The sequence below is a fragment of the Pseudomonas costantinii genome, assembly GCF_001870435.1.
GTDB classification, from domain to species: Bacteria; Pseudomonadota; Gammaproteobacteria; order Pseudomonadales; family Pseudomonadaceae; genus Aquipseudomonas; species Aquipseudomonas costantinii.
The window spans coordinates 51,831-67,060 of the sequence record NZ_MDDR01000052.1 but is presented as its reverse complement, the minus strand read 5'-3'; the positions used below and the strand labels follow the sequence as shown (position 1 = coordinate 67,060).

The following is a 15,230-nucleotide window of genomic DNA, read 5'->3' as shown; positions in this document are numbered from 1 at the left end:
TTAGCATGAGTTCTGATCAGGCTGCTGATTGGCTAATAACTAAATATCCGATAGAGTCTGCTGATTGGGGAGAAGCATTGCTACTAATTCCCCATCGTACGTGGAAGCGTTCTGATCAGAAGCGATTAGCAAAATATTACTTTAAAAAGTTACCTTTTTCTGGGCCGAGGGGGTATGAGTCATTTGCGGCCATTATGTCTATAAAATTATTGCTTGGTTGTGTGGCGGAAGCTATTCCGACAGAGGCGTCAAGGGTTGAATTACTGCTTTATTATTTGATTCCAGCTTTAACTGGGGCGGCTAAAAATGACTCGGACAGACAGTTAATTAGAGATTTTGTTATGGGGCTTTAGTTGGTTATTTGAAGTGCTAAAATATCTCCGGCACTGCCGAGGATATATTTTTTTACTCCGCTGTAATCAACGGTGCAAAAGGTATAGGTGGCTCTGGGCAGAAAATGCCGTCTGGATTGCCGGATAATTTAACTGCAACAAAGGGGGCAGATTTATTTTTCGCTTTCTTGAGGGGGGTAGAGGTTTCTGAAAAATAAATCTGTCCACTTTTCACAGGTTCGATGGCTACCTGGAATGAGCAGGCTATGAAGCAATTGCGTGAGATAATACGTGCTCCCGGCGAGCTCAAGCAGGTGACGACGGAACAAAGGGGACAGATTTATTTTTCGCTTTCTTGAGTGAGTTTTTCAGGGGGGTAGGAGTTTTTGAAAAATAAATCTGTTCCCTTTTTCTTGCCTTTTCATTTGTTAAAGTGGTTGGAGAGTAGGTGTGAGCGAATCTGATTTTAATGAGATCAAGAGACAGCTGGTTCGATATCTTTCAAGTGGACGTGTCGAAAAGGCTGTTGAGTACTTCAAGGCAAGCTCGCAATTACTGTCGGAGTCGGCATATGCTGAATGCTTGGGCGATATATGCTTCTATCAGCGTGACTTCGCTCAGGCTATAAAGCATTATGAAGTTTCCACCCAGCTCGCCCCTGACCAAGTCATTGCTCGATATCTTTTCCTAGCAGGCGTGTCGAATGAGCGTGCGTCTAATTTTGTCGACGCATTCAAGTATTATCAGGCCGCTATTGAAGCTGAACCTTCATTTGTCGATACGTATTTTGAACTCGGGGCGATGTTGGTAAAGGTGGGAGATCTTGAAGGCGCCTTGCAGTGCTATGAGGATGCTATTGAAATACAACCTACAGACTTGGCTGGTCATGAAAATCTGATGTTGATTTTGGAGGGTCTCCACAAGAGCACGCCGGAAAAATATGCTGATAAGTACTCAGCGGCCAAAGTAAGAATCGAAAAAATTAAGCAATCCGGAACGTCGGCACATTAAACAAAGCGAAACAAAGGGGGCAGATTTATTTTTCGCTTTCTTGAGGGAGGGTAGAGGTTTCTGAAAAATAAATCTGTCCCCTTTTCATTGTACTACAAGCCTGATCCAGCAGTGCATGGTAAGGGTTCAAACTTGGACTATTTTAATGCCCAATAGTAATCAAACATATTTATGTCCGGTATGCAGATATCCTGATCTTAATGAGCCGGCGTATGACAGTTTTGGCTGTGCTTCGTACAATATTTGCCCATGCTGCGGGACGGAGTTTGGGTATGATGACTCGACAACCGCTCATTCCGATTTACGCGGAAAGTGGGTTTCTGAGGGGATGAAATGGTGGAGCAAGCATCAACTCAAACCTAATGAATGGGATCCGGTCAGGCAACTAAAAAATAATTAAATTCTTTATTTGTTGGTGCAAAAGAGCCTCGAGCACTTGCCTCGCCAGTTTACAAAACTACAAAGGAGGCTAGGCTGGCGGCAGAAGCTTTAGGCTTTGAGAAAGTTAATGAAACCGTTCACGGTGGCCAGGCGGTATTTAAGAACGGAAAAGATTACATTACCAGAGATCTTGATGGGCATAATGGTGGGGCGTGGAAAATGGCAGATTCGGTTAAGGCACTTGAAAGTAAGGAAGCGCGGGCAGGTACTTTTGATGTGGATCTCAATCGTATAGGTGATTAATGTGAAAAATATTTCTGGATCGCCGGATTGGATTGTTAAGGGGAAGACAATCAAACAATTGATAAAGGAGCTTCAAAGCTTCGAGGATCAGGAGCTCCTGGTTGAAATTTCAGTTGATGATGGGGAGACAAAAAAACCTATAAGTCTCGTAAAAAAAACTGGAGGGTTATGTCTGCTGGTGAATTGCGAGACGAGATATGTATGATGTAGAACAGTTAAGTTGCAAAAGCAACTGGCGTCCTTGCTAGTGCAGAGAAAGGTGCATTGTCAGAGGCGAGTTTGCTCAAAACAAAAATAAAGTCCGACAAATTCTTTAGTGTGGATGGACAAAAATATACTCAGGCTTAGCTGGAGCGCAAATCAAAACTGTTGATGACTTGGGCGGTGCTTTAAAAGCGTTTTGGTTTTGGCTGGAACTCTTGGCTTCGCTAGTGAGAAACTTCATGTAGAAACCGTGTTCCCGAGCTCTGAGTGCGGCCGTTTCAGCCTCCATCATCTCACCTAAAGTGCAGGAATTGGGCCCGAAATTTTGGACAGGTCTGGCGCAGGGACTGCGAGAGCATCCTGCAAGCCTTCCCCATTTCGCGCAAGCGGTAGAGCAAAGGGGACAGATTTATTTTTCGCTTTCTTGAGTGGGGTTTTTCAGGGGGGTAGGAGTTTCTGAAAAATAAATCTGTCTCCTTTTCACGATCCTCGTCTTCAGGGCTTCCATATTGCCGCAGTGCCAATAGCTGAGGGCTGTATTTGAAGCTCAGTTAGCGAGTCCAGCCGATCAAGCACTTCACCAAAACGCCCAATCCCCCCCAGCACCGCACAATACCCCCAAGGTATCCTCTCAGACCTTATCCATATTGGACGCCCCCTACCCAAACCGTCAGCCTAGGGCCAATAACTATAAAGAGGCGCAACCATGACCGTGCTATTGAGTGAGCGCAGCCAGATCTTCCAGCGTGCCGACGCTTATGCAGTGTCGGATTACGTCAACCAGCATGTGGGCAGCCACTGCATTCGCCTGCCGCCCAGGGGGCGTCCGCAGGCGAGTATCAGTCACCGGACTTTTTCCAGCCTGGACCTGTGCCGTATCAGCTACGGCGCGCCGGTGCGGGTTACGTCGGTGGCGCTGGAAACGATTTATCACCTGCAAATTCTGCTGACGGGTCACTGCCGTTCCAACTCTCGGGGTGAAGAGCAGGTGTTCGGGCCGGGGGAGGTCTTGCTGATTAATCCGGATGATCCGGTGGACCTGACTTATTCCGCCGACTGCGAAAAATTCATCATCAAGTTGCCGGTGCGCCTGTTGGAAAACGCCTGCCTTGAGCAGCACTGGACGTTGCCGCAGCAGGGCATCCGTTTCGCGGCTGCACGCCATGCGCTCAGCGACATGAACGGGTTCCTGCAACTGCTGGGGCTGATCTGCCATGAGGCGGAAAATGCCGCAGAGCCTGAGGTGCAGGGTCTGTATGAGCGGATTGTCGCAAGTAAGCTGTTGGCGCTGCTGGCCAGTAACGTGCTGCGTGTTATCCCGCAGCCGGTTCAAGGTGGTGGCTTTGAAGCGGTGCGTGAGTTTATCGAGGCGCATTTGACCGACGACATTAGCGTCGAGCAGTTGATGGCGATCGCGAAGGTCAGCGAGCGTTCGCTGTATAGCCTGTTTGAACGTCAGGTCGGTTTGTCGCCGCGTGATTATGTGCGGCAACGCAAGCTTGAGCGGGTGCATGCCAGGTTGCAACTGGCGACGACGCGCAGTGTGACGGAGGTGGCGCTGGACCATGGTTTTCTGCACTTGGGGCGCTTCTCCGAATCCTATCGCAAGCGCTTTGGCGAGCTGCCTTCGCAGACGTGGAAGCGTCAACGCTAAACGGTTTGCGCTTGGCGGATAGCGATTTGCAGTCAGCGGATATTGAGGGGTAGGGCAAATACATAAGGTGAGGGGGCCTGATACAAGAACAACCGAGGGCCTACCCCATGATCAGCACACTCGACCGACTCGCTCGCCAACTGGGCGAATCCGTTCAGGAAGATCCCGCTACCGGGGTTTTCCGCTGCCGCCGCGATATTTTTACCGACCCCGACCTGTTCGCCCTGGAGATGAAGCACATCTTCGAAGGGGGTTGGATCTACCTGGCCCATGAAAGCCAGGTGCCTGAGATCAACGATTACTTCACCACCTGGATTGGCCGCCAGCCCGTCGTCATTACGCGCGATAAACAAGGCACGCTGCACGGGCTGGTCAACGCCTGTGCCCACCGTGGCGCGATGTTGTGCCGCCGCAAGCAAGGCAACAAGGGCTCGTTTACCTGCCCATTCCACGGCTGGACCTTCAGTAACGCCGGCAAGCTGCTCAAAGTGAAGGACGCCAAGACCGGCGCCTACCCGGACAGTTTTGACTGTGACGGTTCCCACGACCTCAAGCGCCTGGGGCGCTTTGAAAACTATCGCGGCTTTCTGTTCGGCAGCCTCAGCGAGGCGGTGCCGGAGCTCAGCGATTACTTGGGCGAGACCCGTGTGATCATCGACCAGATGGTCGATCAGGCGCCGCTGGGCCTGGAAGTGCTGCGCGGCAGTTCGTCTTACGTCTACGACGGCAACTGGAAGTTGCAGATTGAGAATGGCGCCGACGGCTATCACGTCAGCTCCGTGCACTGGAACTACTCGGCGACCATGGGCCGGCGCAATTACGAAACGGAAGGCACGCGCACCGTCGACGCCAACGGCTGGTCGAAAAGCCTGGGCGGCGTGTATGCCTTCGACCACGGGCATATCCTGCTGTGGACACGCCTGCTCAACCCGGAGGTTCGCCCGGTGCATGCACACCGCGCCGAGCTGGCCGAGCGCCTGGGCCAGGAGCGCGCCGACTTTATCGTCGACCAGACGCGCAACCTCTGCCTCTACCCCAATGTGTACCTGATGGACCAGTTCTCCACGCAGATCCGCGTGGTGCGGCCGATCGCGGTCGACAAAACCGAAGTGACGATTTATTGCATGGCGCCCATCGGTGAAAGCGCCCAGGAGCGCGCGACGCGTATCCGCCAGTACGAAGACTTCTTCAACGTCAGTGGCATGGGCACGCCGGACGACCTCGAAGAGTTCCGCGCCTGCCAGACCGGCTACCAAGGCGCGACTACCTTATGGAATGACCTCAGCCGTGGCGCCAAACAGTGGGTCGAAGGCGCCGACGAGAACGCCAAGGCCATGGGCATGCACCCGCAGCTCAGCGGCATCAAAACCGAAGACGAAGGCCTGTTCGTGCGCCAGCATGCGCATTGGGCTGAAAGCTTGCAGCGCGCCATCAAGCAAGAACAGCAAGGCTTGATTGCTACCGACAAGGCGGTGCTGTCATGAGCCTTTCCCGCGACCGCCTGCTGGACTTTCTCTACCGCGAAGCGCGCTTGCTGGATGACCGCCAATGGGACGAATGGCTGGAGTGCTATTCACCCAAGGTGGAATTCTGGATGCCAGCGTGGGACGACCAGGACACCCTGACCGAAGACCCGCAAAGCGAAATCTCGCTGATTTATTACCCCAGCCGTGACGGCCTGGAAGACCGTGTGTTCCGGATCAAGACCGAGCGCTCCAGCGCCAGCACCCCGGAGCCGCGCACGGCGCACCTGATCACTAACCTTGAAGTCCTCGCCGACGACGGCGAGCAGGTGGAACTGCGTTTCAACTGGCAAACCCTCAGCCATCGCTACAAGACCACGGATACGTATTTCGGCACCTCGTTCTATCACCTGGACATCCGCGCCGAACAGCCGCTGATCACGCGCAAGAAGGTGGTGCTGAAAAACGATTACATCCATCAGGTCATTGATATCTACCACATCTGAGGACACTGCCATGACGTACGCCATTGCCCTGAACTTCGAGGACGGGGTGACCCGTTTCATCGACTGCAAGGTGGGTGAGAAGGTCCTCGATGCAGCCTTTCGCCAACGTATCAACCTGCCCATGGACTGCTCGGACGGTGTGTGCGGCACCTGCAAATGCCGCTGTGAAACTGGCGCCTATGACTTGGGTGACGACTACATCGAAGACGCCCTGAACGAGGATGAAGCCCAGGAACGCCAAGTGTTGACGTGCCAGATGGTGCCGCAGTCCGATTGCGTGATTGCCGTGCCGGTGCCGTCCAGCGCCTGCAAGACCGGCACCGCGCAATTTGCTGCGACGGTCGCAAGCATCACCCGCCACGCCGATGCTGCCCTGGAGGTGAGTTTCGAGCTGGACCAAGCGCCGGTATTTCTGCCGGGCCAGTACGTGAATATCGGCGTGCCGGGCAGCGGGCAGACTCGCTCGTATTCCTTCAGCAGCCGCCCTGGCGACAACTGCGCCAGTTTTTTGATCAAGCATGTGCCGGGTGGGCTGATGAGCGGCTGGCTGGAACGTGCCCAGCCGGGTGATGCGGTGCCGATGACCGGGCCGTTGGGCAGTTTTTACCTGCGCGAAGTCGCCCGGCCGGTGTTGTTGCTGGCCGGCGGGACCGGTTTGGCGCCGTTCTTGTCGATGCTCGAAGTGTTGGCTGAGCGCAAGGAAACCCGCCCAATCAGGATGATCTATGGCGTGACGCGGGATCAGGATTTGGTGCTGGTCGCGGCGCTGGAAGCCTTCGCTAAACGCTTGCCTGACTTCAGCTTTGTGACCTGCGTGGCCGACCCGCAGACCGCTCACCCGCAGCAAGGCTATGTCACCCAGCATATGGCGAGCGAGGTGCTCAACGGCGGCGACGTCGACGTGTACCTGTGCGGCCCGCCGCCGATGGTCGACGCAGTACGCCAGCACTTCAAAAACCAAGGCGTGAGCCCGGCCAGCTTCCATTACGAGAAGTTCACGCCCAACGCCATCGTCACCGGCGATGCCGCCTGAGGAAATCAACATGACTCCACGTTTCAACAACAAGGTGGCGCTGGTGACCGGCGCCGCCCAGGGCATCGGCCGGCATGTCGCCGAGCGTTTGCTGGAGGAGGGCGCCTGGCTGGTCGCGGTCGATCGCTCAGATCTGGTGCATGAATTGCAGCATGAACGGGCGTTGATCCTGACCGCCGACCTGGAACAGCACGCCGAGTGCGCGCGGGTGATGGCGGCTGCCAAAACGCGGTTCGGGCGCATTGATATTTTGGTCAACAACGTTGGCGGGACCATCTGGGCCAAGCCGTTCGAGCATTACGCAGAAGCAGAAATCGAAGCCGAGGTGCGCCGCTCGTTGTTCCCGACGCTGTGGTGCTGTCATTGCGTATTGCCCTACCTGTTGGAGCAGGGCAGCGGCGCCATCGTCAATGTCTCTTCCATCGCTACGCGCGGGGTCAACCGCGTGCCGTATGGCGCGGCCAAGGGCGGCGTGAATGCCCTGACGGCCTGCCTGGCGCTGGAGACCGCCGGCAGCGGCATTCGCGTCAATGCGACGGCGCCGGGTGGCACCGAAGCGCCACCGCGCCGGATCCCGCGTAACAGCCAGCCGCAAAGCGAGCAGGAGCGCGTCTGGTACCAGCAGATCGTCGACCAGACCCTCGACAGCAGCCCGATGAAGCGTTACGGCAGCATCGACGAACAAGTCGGCGCGATTCTGTTTCTGGCCTCCGACGAGGCCTCCTACATCACCGGCGTGACCTTGCCGGTGGGAGGCGGCGACCTCGGCTGAGCCACGCCTCACCTGCAGACACTGACTCACAACAACAATAATGAGAGCACTGCCATGCGTACCCATGATGTCCATTCGATTATCGACAACGCCCATTTCAGCCGCTTTCACTGGCTGGTCATGGGCCTATGTGCCTTGCTGTTGATCTTTGACGGCTATGACTTGTTTATCTACGGCGTGGTCTTGCCGGTGATCATGAAGGAGTGGGGGCTGACCCCCTTGCAGGCCGGCGCGTTGGGGAGTTATGCGCTGTTCGGCATGATGTTCGGCGCGCTGGTGTTCGGTAGCCTGGCGGACCGCATCGGCCGCAAGAAAGGCATTGCGATTTGCTTTGCGCTGTTCAGCGTTGCCACCGTGGTTAACGGCTTTGCCAGTAACCCCACCGAATTCGGCATCTGCCGGTTTATCGCCGGGCTCGGCTGTGGCGGGCTGATGCCCAACGCAGTCGCGCTGATGAACGAATACGCGCCGAAGAAAATCCGCAGCACCCTGGTGGCGCTGATGTTCAGCGGCTACTCCCTGGGCGGCATGCTCTCGGCGGGCGTGGGGATTTTCATGCTGCCGCGTTATGGCTGGGAGTCGATGTTCTTCGTCGCCACCGTGCCGCTTTTGCTGCTGCCGTTGATTCTGTTGTGGCTGCCGGAGTCGATTGGTTTCTTGATTCGACAAGGCCGGTTGGAGCAGGCGCGCACGCTGCTCAAGCGCCTGTCGCCGCACAGCCAGATCGAGGCGGGGGACACGCTGCACATCAGTGCCGGCAAAGGCAAGGGCGCCTCGGTGATCGAGCTGTTTCGCCATGGCTTGGCGGTACGCACGGCGGCGATCTGGATCGCGTTTTTTTGCTGCTTGTTGATGGTCTACGCCCTGAGTTCCTGGCTGCCCAAGCTGATGGCGAGTGCCGGTTACAGCCTGGGGTCGAGCCTGTCATTCCTGCTCGCGCTGAATTTCGGCGGCATGGCCGGGGCGATTCTGGGGGGCTGGTTGGGGGATCGGCTGAACCTGGTGAAAGTCATGATCGGGTTCTTTATCGTTGCCGCCGTGTCGATCAGCCTGCTGGGCTTCAACAGTCCGATGCCGGTGTTGTACTTGCTGATCTTTATCGCGGGCGCCACCACCATTGGCACGCAAATCCTGCTGTACGCGGGGGCCGCGCAACTCTATGGCTTATCCATTCGTTCCACGGGCCTGGGCTGGGCGTCCGGCATTGGGCGCAACGGCGCCATCGTCGGCCCGCTGTTGGGCGGTGCGCTGATGGGGATCGAACTGCCGCTGCAACTGAACTTCATGGCCTTTGCCATTCCCGGTGCCGTCGCTGCGTTGGCGATGACGGCCTATGCGCTGAATGAGCGTCGAGTGAGTGCCGACTTGGCGCCAGCCCGCGCGCTTTAAGTTTCAAACCGTCGATAACAATAACTAAGAGCAACGACATGAATCAGCAGACGACGCAGCGTATCTGGCTTTCCCTGTTGGGCGTTCCCCTGTCGGCGGCAGCGGGCGAGGGTGGCTTTATCGAAGACTCCACGGCCACCTTGCAGGCCCGCAACTATTACTTCAGTCGCGACTTCTCCGACATCGTCGGGGCCAACAAACAATCCAAGGCAGAGGAGTGGGCCCAGGGTTTTATCCTGACCTACAAGTCCGGCTACACCCAAGGCCCGGTCGGCTTTGGCCTGGATGCGCAGGGCACTTTGGGCCTCAAACTCGACAGCAGCCCGGACCGGGTCAATACCGGCTTGCTGCCGGTCAAGGGGGATGGGCGCGCCGCCGACGAATACAGCCGTTTGGGCCTGACCTTCAAGACCCGGATCTCCAAGACCGAACTGAAGGTCGGTGAACTGCAGCCCAACCTGCCGGTGCTGGCATTCAGCGATATTCGGCTGCTGCCGCCGAGTTACCAGGGGGTGGGCATCAGCTCCAGCGAGATCGCCGGCCTCACGCTGCAGGCCGGGCACTTGACCCGCACCAGCCTGCGCAATGAGGCCGGTGAGGAGAAGATGATCGCCATGCTCGGCCATGTGCCGCAGCGTGGGGCTGAGAGTGACGCCTTCAACTACGTCGGTGGCGACTACGCCTTCAACACCAACCGCACCAGCCTGAGTTACTGGCATGGCCAGTTGAAAGACATCTACGCCCAGGACTTTGTCGGCCTCAAGCACAGCCAGCCGATCGGCGACTGGGTATTGGGCGCCAACCTGGGTTACTACACCGCGCGCGAAGATGGCGACAAGTTGCTTGGCAAGATCGACAACCAGGCGTTTTTCTCGCTGTTGTCGGCCAAGCGTGGCGGCCACACTTTTTACGTCGGTTACCAGGCGATGTACGGCGACAGCGCGTTTGCGCGTGTATTTGCCAACATCACGCCGCTGGGTAACGAGGTGCCTACCTACGAGTTCGCCTACACCGACGAGCGCTCCTGGCAGGTGCGTTACGACTACGACTTCGTCGCGCTGGGGATTCCAGGGCTGACCACCACAGTGCGCTATATCACCGGCGATAACGTCACCACCGGCGCCGGTTACGAGGGCAAGGACCGCGAGCGCGACCTGGACATCGGTTATGCCGTGCAAAGTGGCCTGTTGAGTGGCTTGGGTATTCGGGTGCGCAATGTGATGGCGCGCTCAAACTACCGCAGCGATATCGATGAGAACCGGCTGATCCTCAGTTACACCTGGAAGCTGCTTTAAACCCCGCCCTGGCACGTGCCCATGACCGTGTAGTTGACGGTGTGGCTGGCGCCCTGGCTGTCGAGGTACACCAGGGTCGCTGGTTCCACCTGGCAACTGCCAGGCACGGGCGTGATGGACACAACGTGCTGGATATCCGGCGCCGGGCTGTGATTGCCGTCGGCGGCGAAGGCGCCGGTGGCGGTGAAGAGCAGGATGAGGCTGAGAAGTTTGACGTTCATGATATGACCCTCTGTTTGTAGGGTTCAGTGTAGTGATTCCGGCGTCGCGTTAAAGACAGGAACAGGTAAATGACTCGTACGTATCACGTAGCAATCAAGGCGCAACGCTGATGGACGTGCTCAACGGCATGCTGGTGTTTGCCCGGGTGGTCGACAGCGGTAGTTTTGCAAGTGCTGCAGAGGCTTTGGACCTCTCTGGCGCGCAGGTCTCACGGCTGATCTCCGACCTGGAGAAACACCTCGAGACGCGCCTGCTGCAACGCACCACTCGCCGCCTGAGCCTCACCGAGTCCGGTGAACGTTTTCTGCTGCGTTGCCGGGACATTCTTCACGACGTGCGCGAGGCTACCGCCGAGGCCAGCGGGGCTCACCTCAACCCTCGCGGACGCTTGCGTGTGCACTGCATGAGCGGGCTCGGCGTGCTGATCGCGCCTTTGATTGCCCGCTACTGTGAGCGCTACCCGGAGGTGTCTGTGGAACTGACCCTTTCCCAGCACAACCCCGATCCCCTGGAAGAAGGGCATGACGTGGTGATCTCCATCGCCCATGCATTGCCGGATTCGGCACTGGTCAGCCAGACGGTCGGGCAGTTGTTCAGCGTGCCCTGTGCTGCACCGAGCTACCTGGCCAAGTACGGTGTGCCTGAGCATCCACGTCAATTGATGCAACACCGACGCTTGCACCTTCAGGACTTTCAGGAAGATGCGTGGCTGTTCAAGGGGGAGGAGGATATCGCGATCTCACCTGGCGACACTTTCAGGACCAACGTCGCGGACGCGATGGTCAAGGTCACGCAGGAGGGCATGGGCATCAGCCTATTACCGTTTTTCAGCGCATACCCGGCCTTGCAGGATGGATCACTGGTGCGGCTGTTGCCCGATTACCGGCTGCGCGAACGCAATATCTTTGCGGTGTATCCGTCGCGGCGCTTTCTGGATGCCAAGGTGCGGACGTGGGTGGAGTGCCTGCAAGCGCAATTGCCTGGACTGTTGGCCAAGCATGTCGAGGTGAAGAAAAACCAGCAGTCCGGCCCGATACCCTGCCGTTTATGACGTCAGGGCAGCGAGCATTTCCCGACGGCAGACATCGAGAATTTCATCCGCCAATGGGGAATCATCGGGGCAGGCTCGGGACAACACCACCGCGCCGACGGCATGGGCCAGCCGGTTGATCATCTCTTCTCGCCGGGTGTGCCGGCTTGTCTCATCCTGCTCGGCATCTCCGCGCTCAAGGGCTGCCAACGCGTTTTCGATACCTTGCGCAAACGTGGTTTTTACCTCCTCCGATTGACGCGCAGCATCCCCGCACAGGGCCGCCATCGTACAGCCAAGGCTGCGCGCATCACGGTGCTCCCTGGACACATAAAGATCGAAGAAGGCAGTGGCGCCCAGCCCTACGCTGTTGGTCAGCGACTGGGAAAACCCGCTCGCTGCGGCTTGCGCCATCAAGTCAGCCTTGGAGCCGAAGTGCTTGTAGAACCCGCCATGGGTGAATCCCGCTGCTGCCATCAGGTCGGCCACGCCGACACCGTCGTACCCGCGCTCACGGAACAATTTGGACGCCGTCTCGACGATGTGCGCCCGGTTTAACTGCACTTGCGCCTTGCTGACTCGCATAACTCATACCTCAACGGATGTCGCTGTTTTCAGTGCGCACTATACATTGATGTCGATCAACATCAAAACTGTTGACGAATAAGATTATGATCATCATCATAGTTTTGCCCGCCCTGAATCACTGCGAAATCACGCGGACCTGACCCTTCCTTCTACAAGCGAGTAAAACCATGACGACTTCTACCTCTGTTCTTATCACTGGCGCGTCCTCCGGCATTGGTGCCACTTATGCCGAGCGCTTTGCCCAACGCGGTCACGACCTGGTACTGGTCGCCCGCGACAAGGCTCGCCTGGAGACGCTGGCGGCCCGCTTGCGCCAACAACACAAGGTGGCCGTAGACGTTCTGCTGGCCGATCTGACGCAGCACGCCGACCTGGTGACGGTCGAAACGCGTCTGCGGGACGACCACCAAATCGGCGTGCTGATCAACAACGCCGGTGCGGCCCAGTCAGGCAACTTTGTTGCGCAAACCCCTGAGAGCATTGAGCAACTGATCGCGCTTAACGTCACCTCGCTGACCCGGCTTGCGCGTGCGGTGGCTCCCCGGTTCGCGCAGGCGGGTGAGGGCGCGATCGTGAACATCGGTTCAGTGGTGGGCCTTGCGCCGGAACTCGGGATGACCCTCTATGGGGCTACTAAAGCGTTCGTGCAGTTCTTGTCCCAAGGCCTGAGTCTGGAGCTGTCCCCAAGCGGCGTTTACGTGCAGGCGGTGCTGCCCGCCGCAACCCGCACCGAAATCTGGGAGCGCTCGGGCATCGACATCAACACCTTGCCTGAGGTCATGGAAGTGGGCGAGCTGGTGGATGCGGCGCTGGTTGGTTTCGATCGTCGTGAGCTTGTGACCATCCCACCTTTGCATGACGCCTCCCGCTGGGACACTCTCCAGTCTGCGCGCCAGGGTTTGCTCTCCGAACTGCGCCAGGCGCATGCGGCAGAACGGTATCGCCCCCAATGAACAGCCCCGGCGGGACTTTTCAGCACCACGCTGACTTTGTGCTCAAGGCGCTATCCTTCCTTGAGGCGTGTCCTCCCGCGTCTCGCTAACGCAATCCTGCAAAGAGCTGACCCATGAAGGCATTTTTCATCGAGCGCTACACGGACAACGGCCGACTCGGTCATTTACCGGACCCTCAAGTCCGGGATAACGAGGTCTTGGTCCAAGTGCACGCCGCCAGCATCAACGTGCTGGATTCCAAGATCAGAAAAGGCGAGTTCAAGTTGATCCTGCCCTATCGTTTTCCACTGATCCTGGGTAATGACTTGGCGGGCGTTGTGGTCAAGGTCGGGCCTGGCGTTCGGTGTTTCAAGCCGGGTGACGAGGTGTACGCGCGCCCTGATGAGAAGCATATCGGCACGTTTGCCGAACTGATTTGTGTGGAGGAGCAGGCGCTGGCGCTCAAGCCCAGCAACCTCAACATGGCGCAAGCCGCTTCTCTTCCATTGGTCGGTTTGACGGCGTGGCAGGTATTGGTGGAGACCGCCAAGCTGAAAAAAGGCCAGAAAGTGCTGATTCATGCCGGCTCAGGTGGCGTTGGAACGCTTGCCATCCAGCTTGCAAAACACCTGGGTGCGTTCGTGGCCACCACCACGAGCACCCGCAATGTCGATTGGGTCAAAGCGTTAGGCGCGGATCTGGTCATCGATTACACGAAGCAGGCCTTCGAAAACGTGTTGCAGGACTACGATGTGGTCCTGAACAGCCTCGGCCCGGATGTACTCGCGAAATCCCTGAAGGTCCTCAAACCTGGCGGCCATCTCATTTCTATCTCCGGCCCACCGACGCCGCAGTTTGCTCAAACGCAAGGGCTGTCGTGGGGGTTGAAGCAGGTTCTGCGCCTGTTGAGCTACAGCATCCGCAGCAAGGCACGCAAACGCGGCATCCACTATTCGTTTGTTTTCATGCGCGCAAGTGGATCGCAACTGTGTGAACTCGCGGCACTCGTTGAGTCCGGTGCGATTAAACCGGTGGTGGACCGCACCTTTGCGTTTGAGGCTACGGCAGAGGCCTTGGCTTATGTTGAAACGGGGCGGTCGAAAGGGAAGGTTGTCGTCAATGTGATCCAGTAATGGGCCATGTCCGCAGGCTCATTGCGGGTTCAAAATAGACTAAATGGACGCCGCTCAGAGAACCACGCCAACGCTTGTGCTTTGAATGCTTCGGCTGGCGGTGTCAACGGATAACGCTGGTCGTACGCCAGGACAATGCGTTGAACGGGGAGCGACTGCTTGATAGGGCGGCACACCAAGGGCTGGCCATCGTAGCTGTGATCGCCGAACGGTCGGGTGTAGGTCAGTGCGACGCCAAAACCATTGGCGACGAGGCTGCGTTGAAATTCAAAGCTGTGCGTGGGCTGTACGCTGCTGGGTTGAAGGCCAAAAGCATTGAACAGATCCAGGATGTGCTGCCAGCTGTGAATTTGATCCATCACCACCAAGTTATAGGCACTGAGCGCGGCCATATCGACCTGTGATTCATTAGCCAATGGATGATCCGCTGCCAGCAGGGCGTGGGCGGTCAGTTGGCAGAGTTCAACGCGCTGCATGTTTTCCGGCAAGCCCAAATCGTAAGTCAAGGCTAGCTCCAGCGTGCCTTCGCTGAGGCGTTTTCCCAAGTACTCGAACCCGCCTTCACGCATGTCCACGGTGACCCGGGGGGAGACTTGCTGTAGGCGCCTGAGAATTTGCGGCAGGCAATAGGGCGCAATATCCGCATAGCACCCCAGCACCAGGTCTCCCGCAAAGTCGCCGGGTTCACGGCCGATATCCGAGAACTTCCGCGCTTCGGCGAGCACACGTTTTGCCTGGGCCATGACGGTTCGGCCAAACGGGGTTAAGGAAACACCCAAACCACGCTGGCGAACAAACAGCGGTTGCCCGTAGAGGCCTTCCAACTCGGTGATCGCCGTGGAGATTGAAGGTTGGGAAACGTGCAACTCCTCGGCTGCCAAGGTGAGGTTGCCGTGCTTGGCTGCCGCGAGTGCGTAGCGCAATTGTCGCAGGGTAAAGTTCATAAGATTTTCGTGGGTGATAAATCAAGACTTATTATTTT

17 protein-coding genes are annotated in these 15,230 nt (G+C 57.3%); 14 read left to right on the top strand and 3 right to left on the bottom strand.

Features of this window, described 5'->3' with window-relative positions:
* The first annotated feature begins 5 nt into the window (after positions 1-5).
* The 11 genes from BFL40_RS33365 to BFL40_RS27195 all read left to right on the top strand — a co-directional run bounded on the left by BFL40_RS33365 (position 6) and on the right by BFL40_RS27195 (position 10,343).
* Positions 6-353 carry a hypothetical protein gene (locus BFL40_RS33365; protein WP_139213548.1) on the top strand — a complete coding sequence of 116 codons (348 nt, stop codon included), beginning with the start codon at positions 6-8 and terminating at the stop codon, positions 351-353.
* A 221-nt stretch (positions 354-574) separates the two neighbouring features.
* Entirely contained in the window at positions 575-691 is a 117-nt protein-coding gene (locus BFL40_RS34710; RefSeq protein WP_501037499.1) for a hypothetical protein, read from the top strand.
* 91 nt (positions 692-782) lie between these two features.
* Positions 783-1,343 carry a tetratricopeptide repeat protein gene (locus tag BFL40_RS27230; RefSeq protein ID WP_071486837.1) on the top strand — a complete coding sequence of 187 codons (561 nt, stop codon included), beginning with the start codon at positions 783-785 and terminating at the stop codon, positions 1,341-1,343.
* A 474-nt stretch (positions 1,344-1,817) separates the two neighbouring features.
* A complete protein-coding gene (locus BFL40_RS33355; RefSeq protein WP_083374607.1) occupies positions 1,818-2,027 on the top strand; it encodes a toxin C-terminal domain-containing protein in 210 nt (69 codons plus the stop codon).
* A gap of 910 nt (positions 2,028-2,937) precedes the next feature.
* Positions 2,938-3,885, top strand: a complete 948-nt coding sequence (locus tag BFL40_RS27225) for an AraC family transcriptional regulator (RefSeq protein WP_071486836.1) — start codon at positions 2,938-2,940, stop codon at positions 3,883-3,885.
* 107 nt (positions 3,886-3,992) lie between these two features.
* The gene (locus tag BFL40_RS27220) at positions 3,993-5,369 is read left to right on the top strand and encodes a Rieske 2Fe-2S domain-containing protein (RefSeq protein WP_071486835.1); all 1,377 of its coding nucleotides are present in this window, start codon (positions 3,993-3,995) and stop codon (positions 5,367-5,369) included.
* On the top strand, positions 5,366-5,854 hold the full coding sequence (gene benB, locus BFL40_RS27215; protein ID WP_071486834.1) for a benzoate 1,2-dioxygenase small subunit: 489 nt from the start codon (positions 5,366-5,368) through the stop codon (positions 5,852-5,854). Before BFL40_RS27220 ends, benB begins: the two co-directional genes overlap by 4 nt.
* 10 nt (positions 5,855-5,864) lie before the next feature.
* A complete protein-coding gene (gene benC / locus BFL40_RS27210) occupies positions 5,865-6,887 on the top strand; it encodes a benzoate 1,2-dioxygenase electron transfer component BenC (RefSeq protein ID WP_071486833.1) in 1,023 nt (340 codons plus the stop codon).
* A 10-nt stretch (positions 6,888-6,897) separates the two neighbouring features.
* Positions 6,898-7,659, top strand: coding sequence for a 1,6-dihydroxycyclohexa-2,4-diene-1-carboxylate dehydrogenase (locus BFL40_RS27205; protein ID WP_071486920.1), 762 nt, complete (start codon positions 6,898-6,900; stop codon positions 7,657-7,659).
* 54 nt (positions 7,660-7,713) lie between these two features.
* The gene (locus BFL40_RS27200; RefSeq protein WP_071486832.1) at positions 7,714-9,048 is read left to right on the top strand and encodes an MFS transporter; all 1,335 of its coding nucleotides are present in this window, start codon (positions 7,714-7,716) and stop codon (positions 9,046-9,048) included.
* 38 nt (positions 9,049-9,086) lie between these two features.
* On the top strand, positions 9,087-10,343 hold the full coding sequence (locus tag BFL40_RS27195) for an OprD family porin (protein ID WP_071486831.1): 1,257 nt from the start codon (positions 9,087-9,089) through the stop codon (positions 10,341-10,343).
* Here the strand turns inward: BFL40_RS27195 and BFL40_RS27190 are convergent.
* Positions 10,340-10,564, bottom strand: coding sequence for a DUF2790 domain-containing protein (locus BFL40_RS27190; protein ID WP_071486830.1), 225 nt, complete (start codon positions 10,562-10,564; stop codon positions 10,340-10,342). The genes BFL40_RS27195 and BFL40_RS27190 overlap by 4 nt on opposite strands.
* A 110-nt stretch (positions 10,565-10,674) precedes the next feature.
* Between BFL40_RS27190 and BFL40_RS27185 the strand changes: the two genes are divergently transcribed.
* A complete protein-coding gene (locus BFL40_RS27185) occupies positions 10,675-11,616 on the top strand; it encodes a LysR family transcriptional regulator (protein WP_071486829.1) in 942 nt (313 codons plus the stop codon).
* Here BFL40_RS27185 and BFL40_RS27180 read toward each other — a convergent pair.
* Positions 11,611-12,180: a TetR/AcrR family transcriptional regulator gene (locus BFL40_RS27180; RefSeq protein WP_071486828.1), complete on the bottom strand. Its 570-nt coding sequence runs from the start codon at positions 12,178-12,180 to the stop codon at positions 11,611-11,613. The two genes, BFL40_RS27185 and BFL40_RS27180, sit on opposite strands and share 6 nt — an antisense overlap.
* A 170-nt stretch (positions 12,181-12,350) precedes the next feature.
* Here BFL40_RS27180 and BFL40_RS27175 point away from each other — a divergent pair, with 170 nt between their 5' ends.
* Both BFL40_RS27175 and BFL40_RS27170 read left to right on the top strand, forming a co-directional pair.
* Positions 12,351-13,136 (top strand): SDR family NAD(P)-dependent oxidoreductase, encoded by a 786-nt coding sequence (locus BFL40_RS27175; RefSeq protein WP_071486827.1) that lies wholly within the window; start codon positions 12,351-12,353, stop codon positions 13,134-13,136.
* Between the two features lie 113 nt (positions 13,137-13,249).
* Positions 13,250-14,248: an NADP-dependent oxidoreductase gene (locus BFL40_RS27170; protein ID WP_071486826.1), complete on the top strand. Its 999-nt coding sequence runs from the start codon at positions 13,250-13,252 to the stop codon at positions 14,246-14,248.
* Between the two features lie 29 nt (positions 14,249-14,277).
* Here BFL40_RS27170 and BFL40_RS27165 read toward each other — a convergent pair whose 3' ends face one another.
* A complete protein-coding gene (locus tag BFL40_RS27165) occupies positions 14,278-15,192 on the bottom strand; it encodes a LysR family transcriptional regulator (protein WP_071486825.1) in 915 nt (304 codons plus the stop codon).
* Positions 15,193-15,230: the final 38 nt, after the last annotated feature.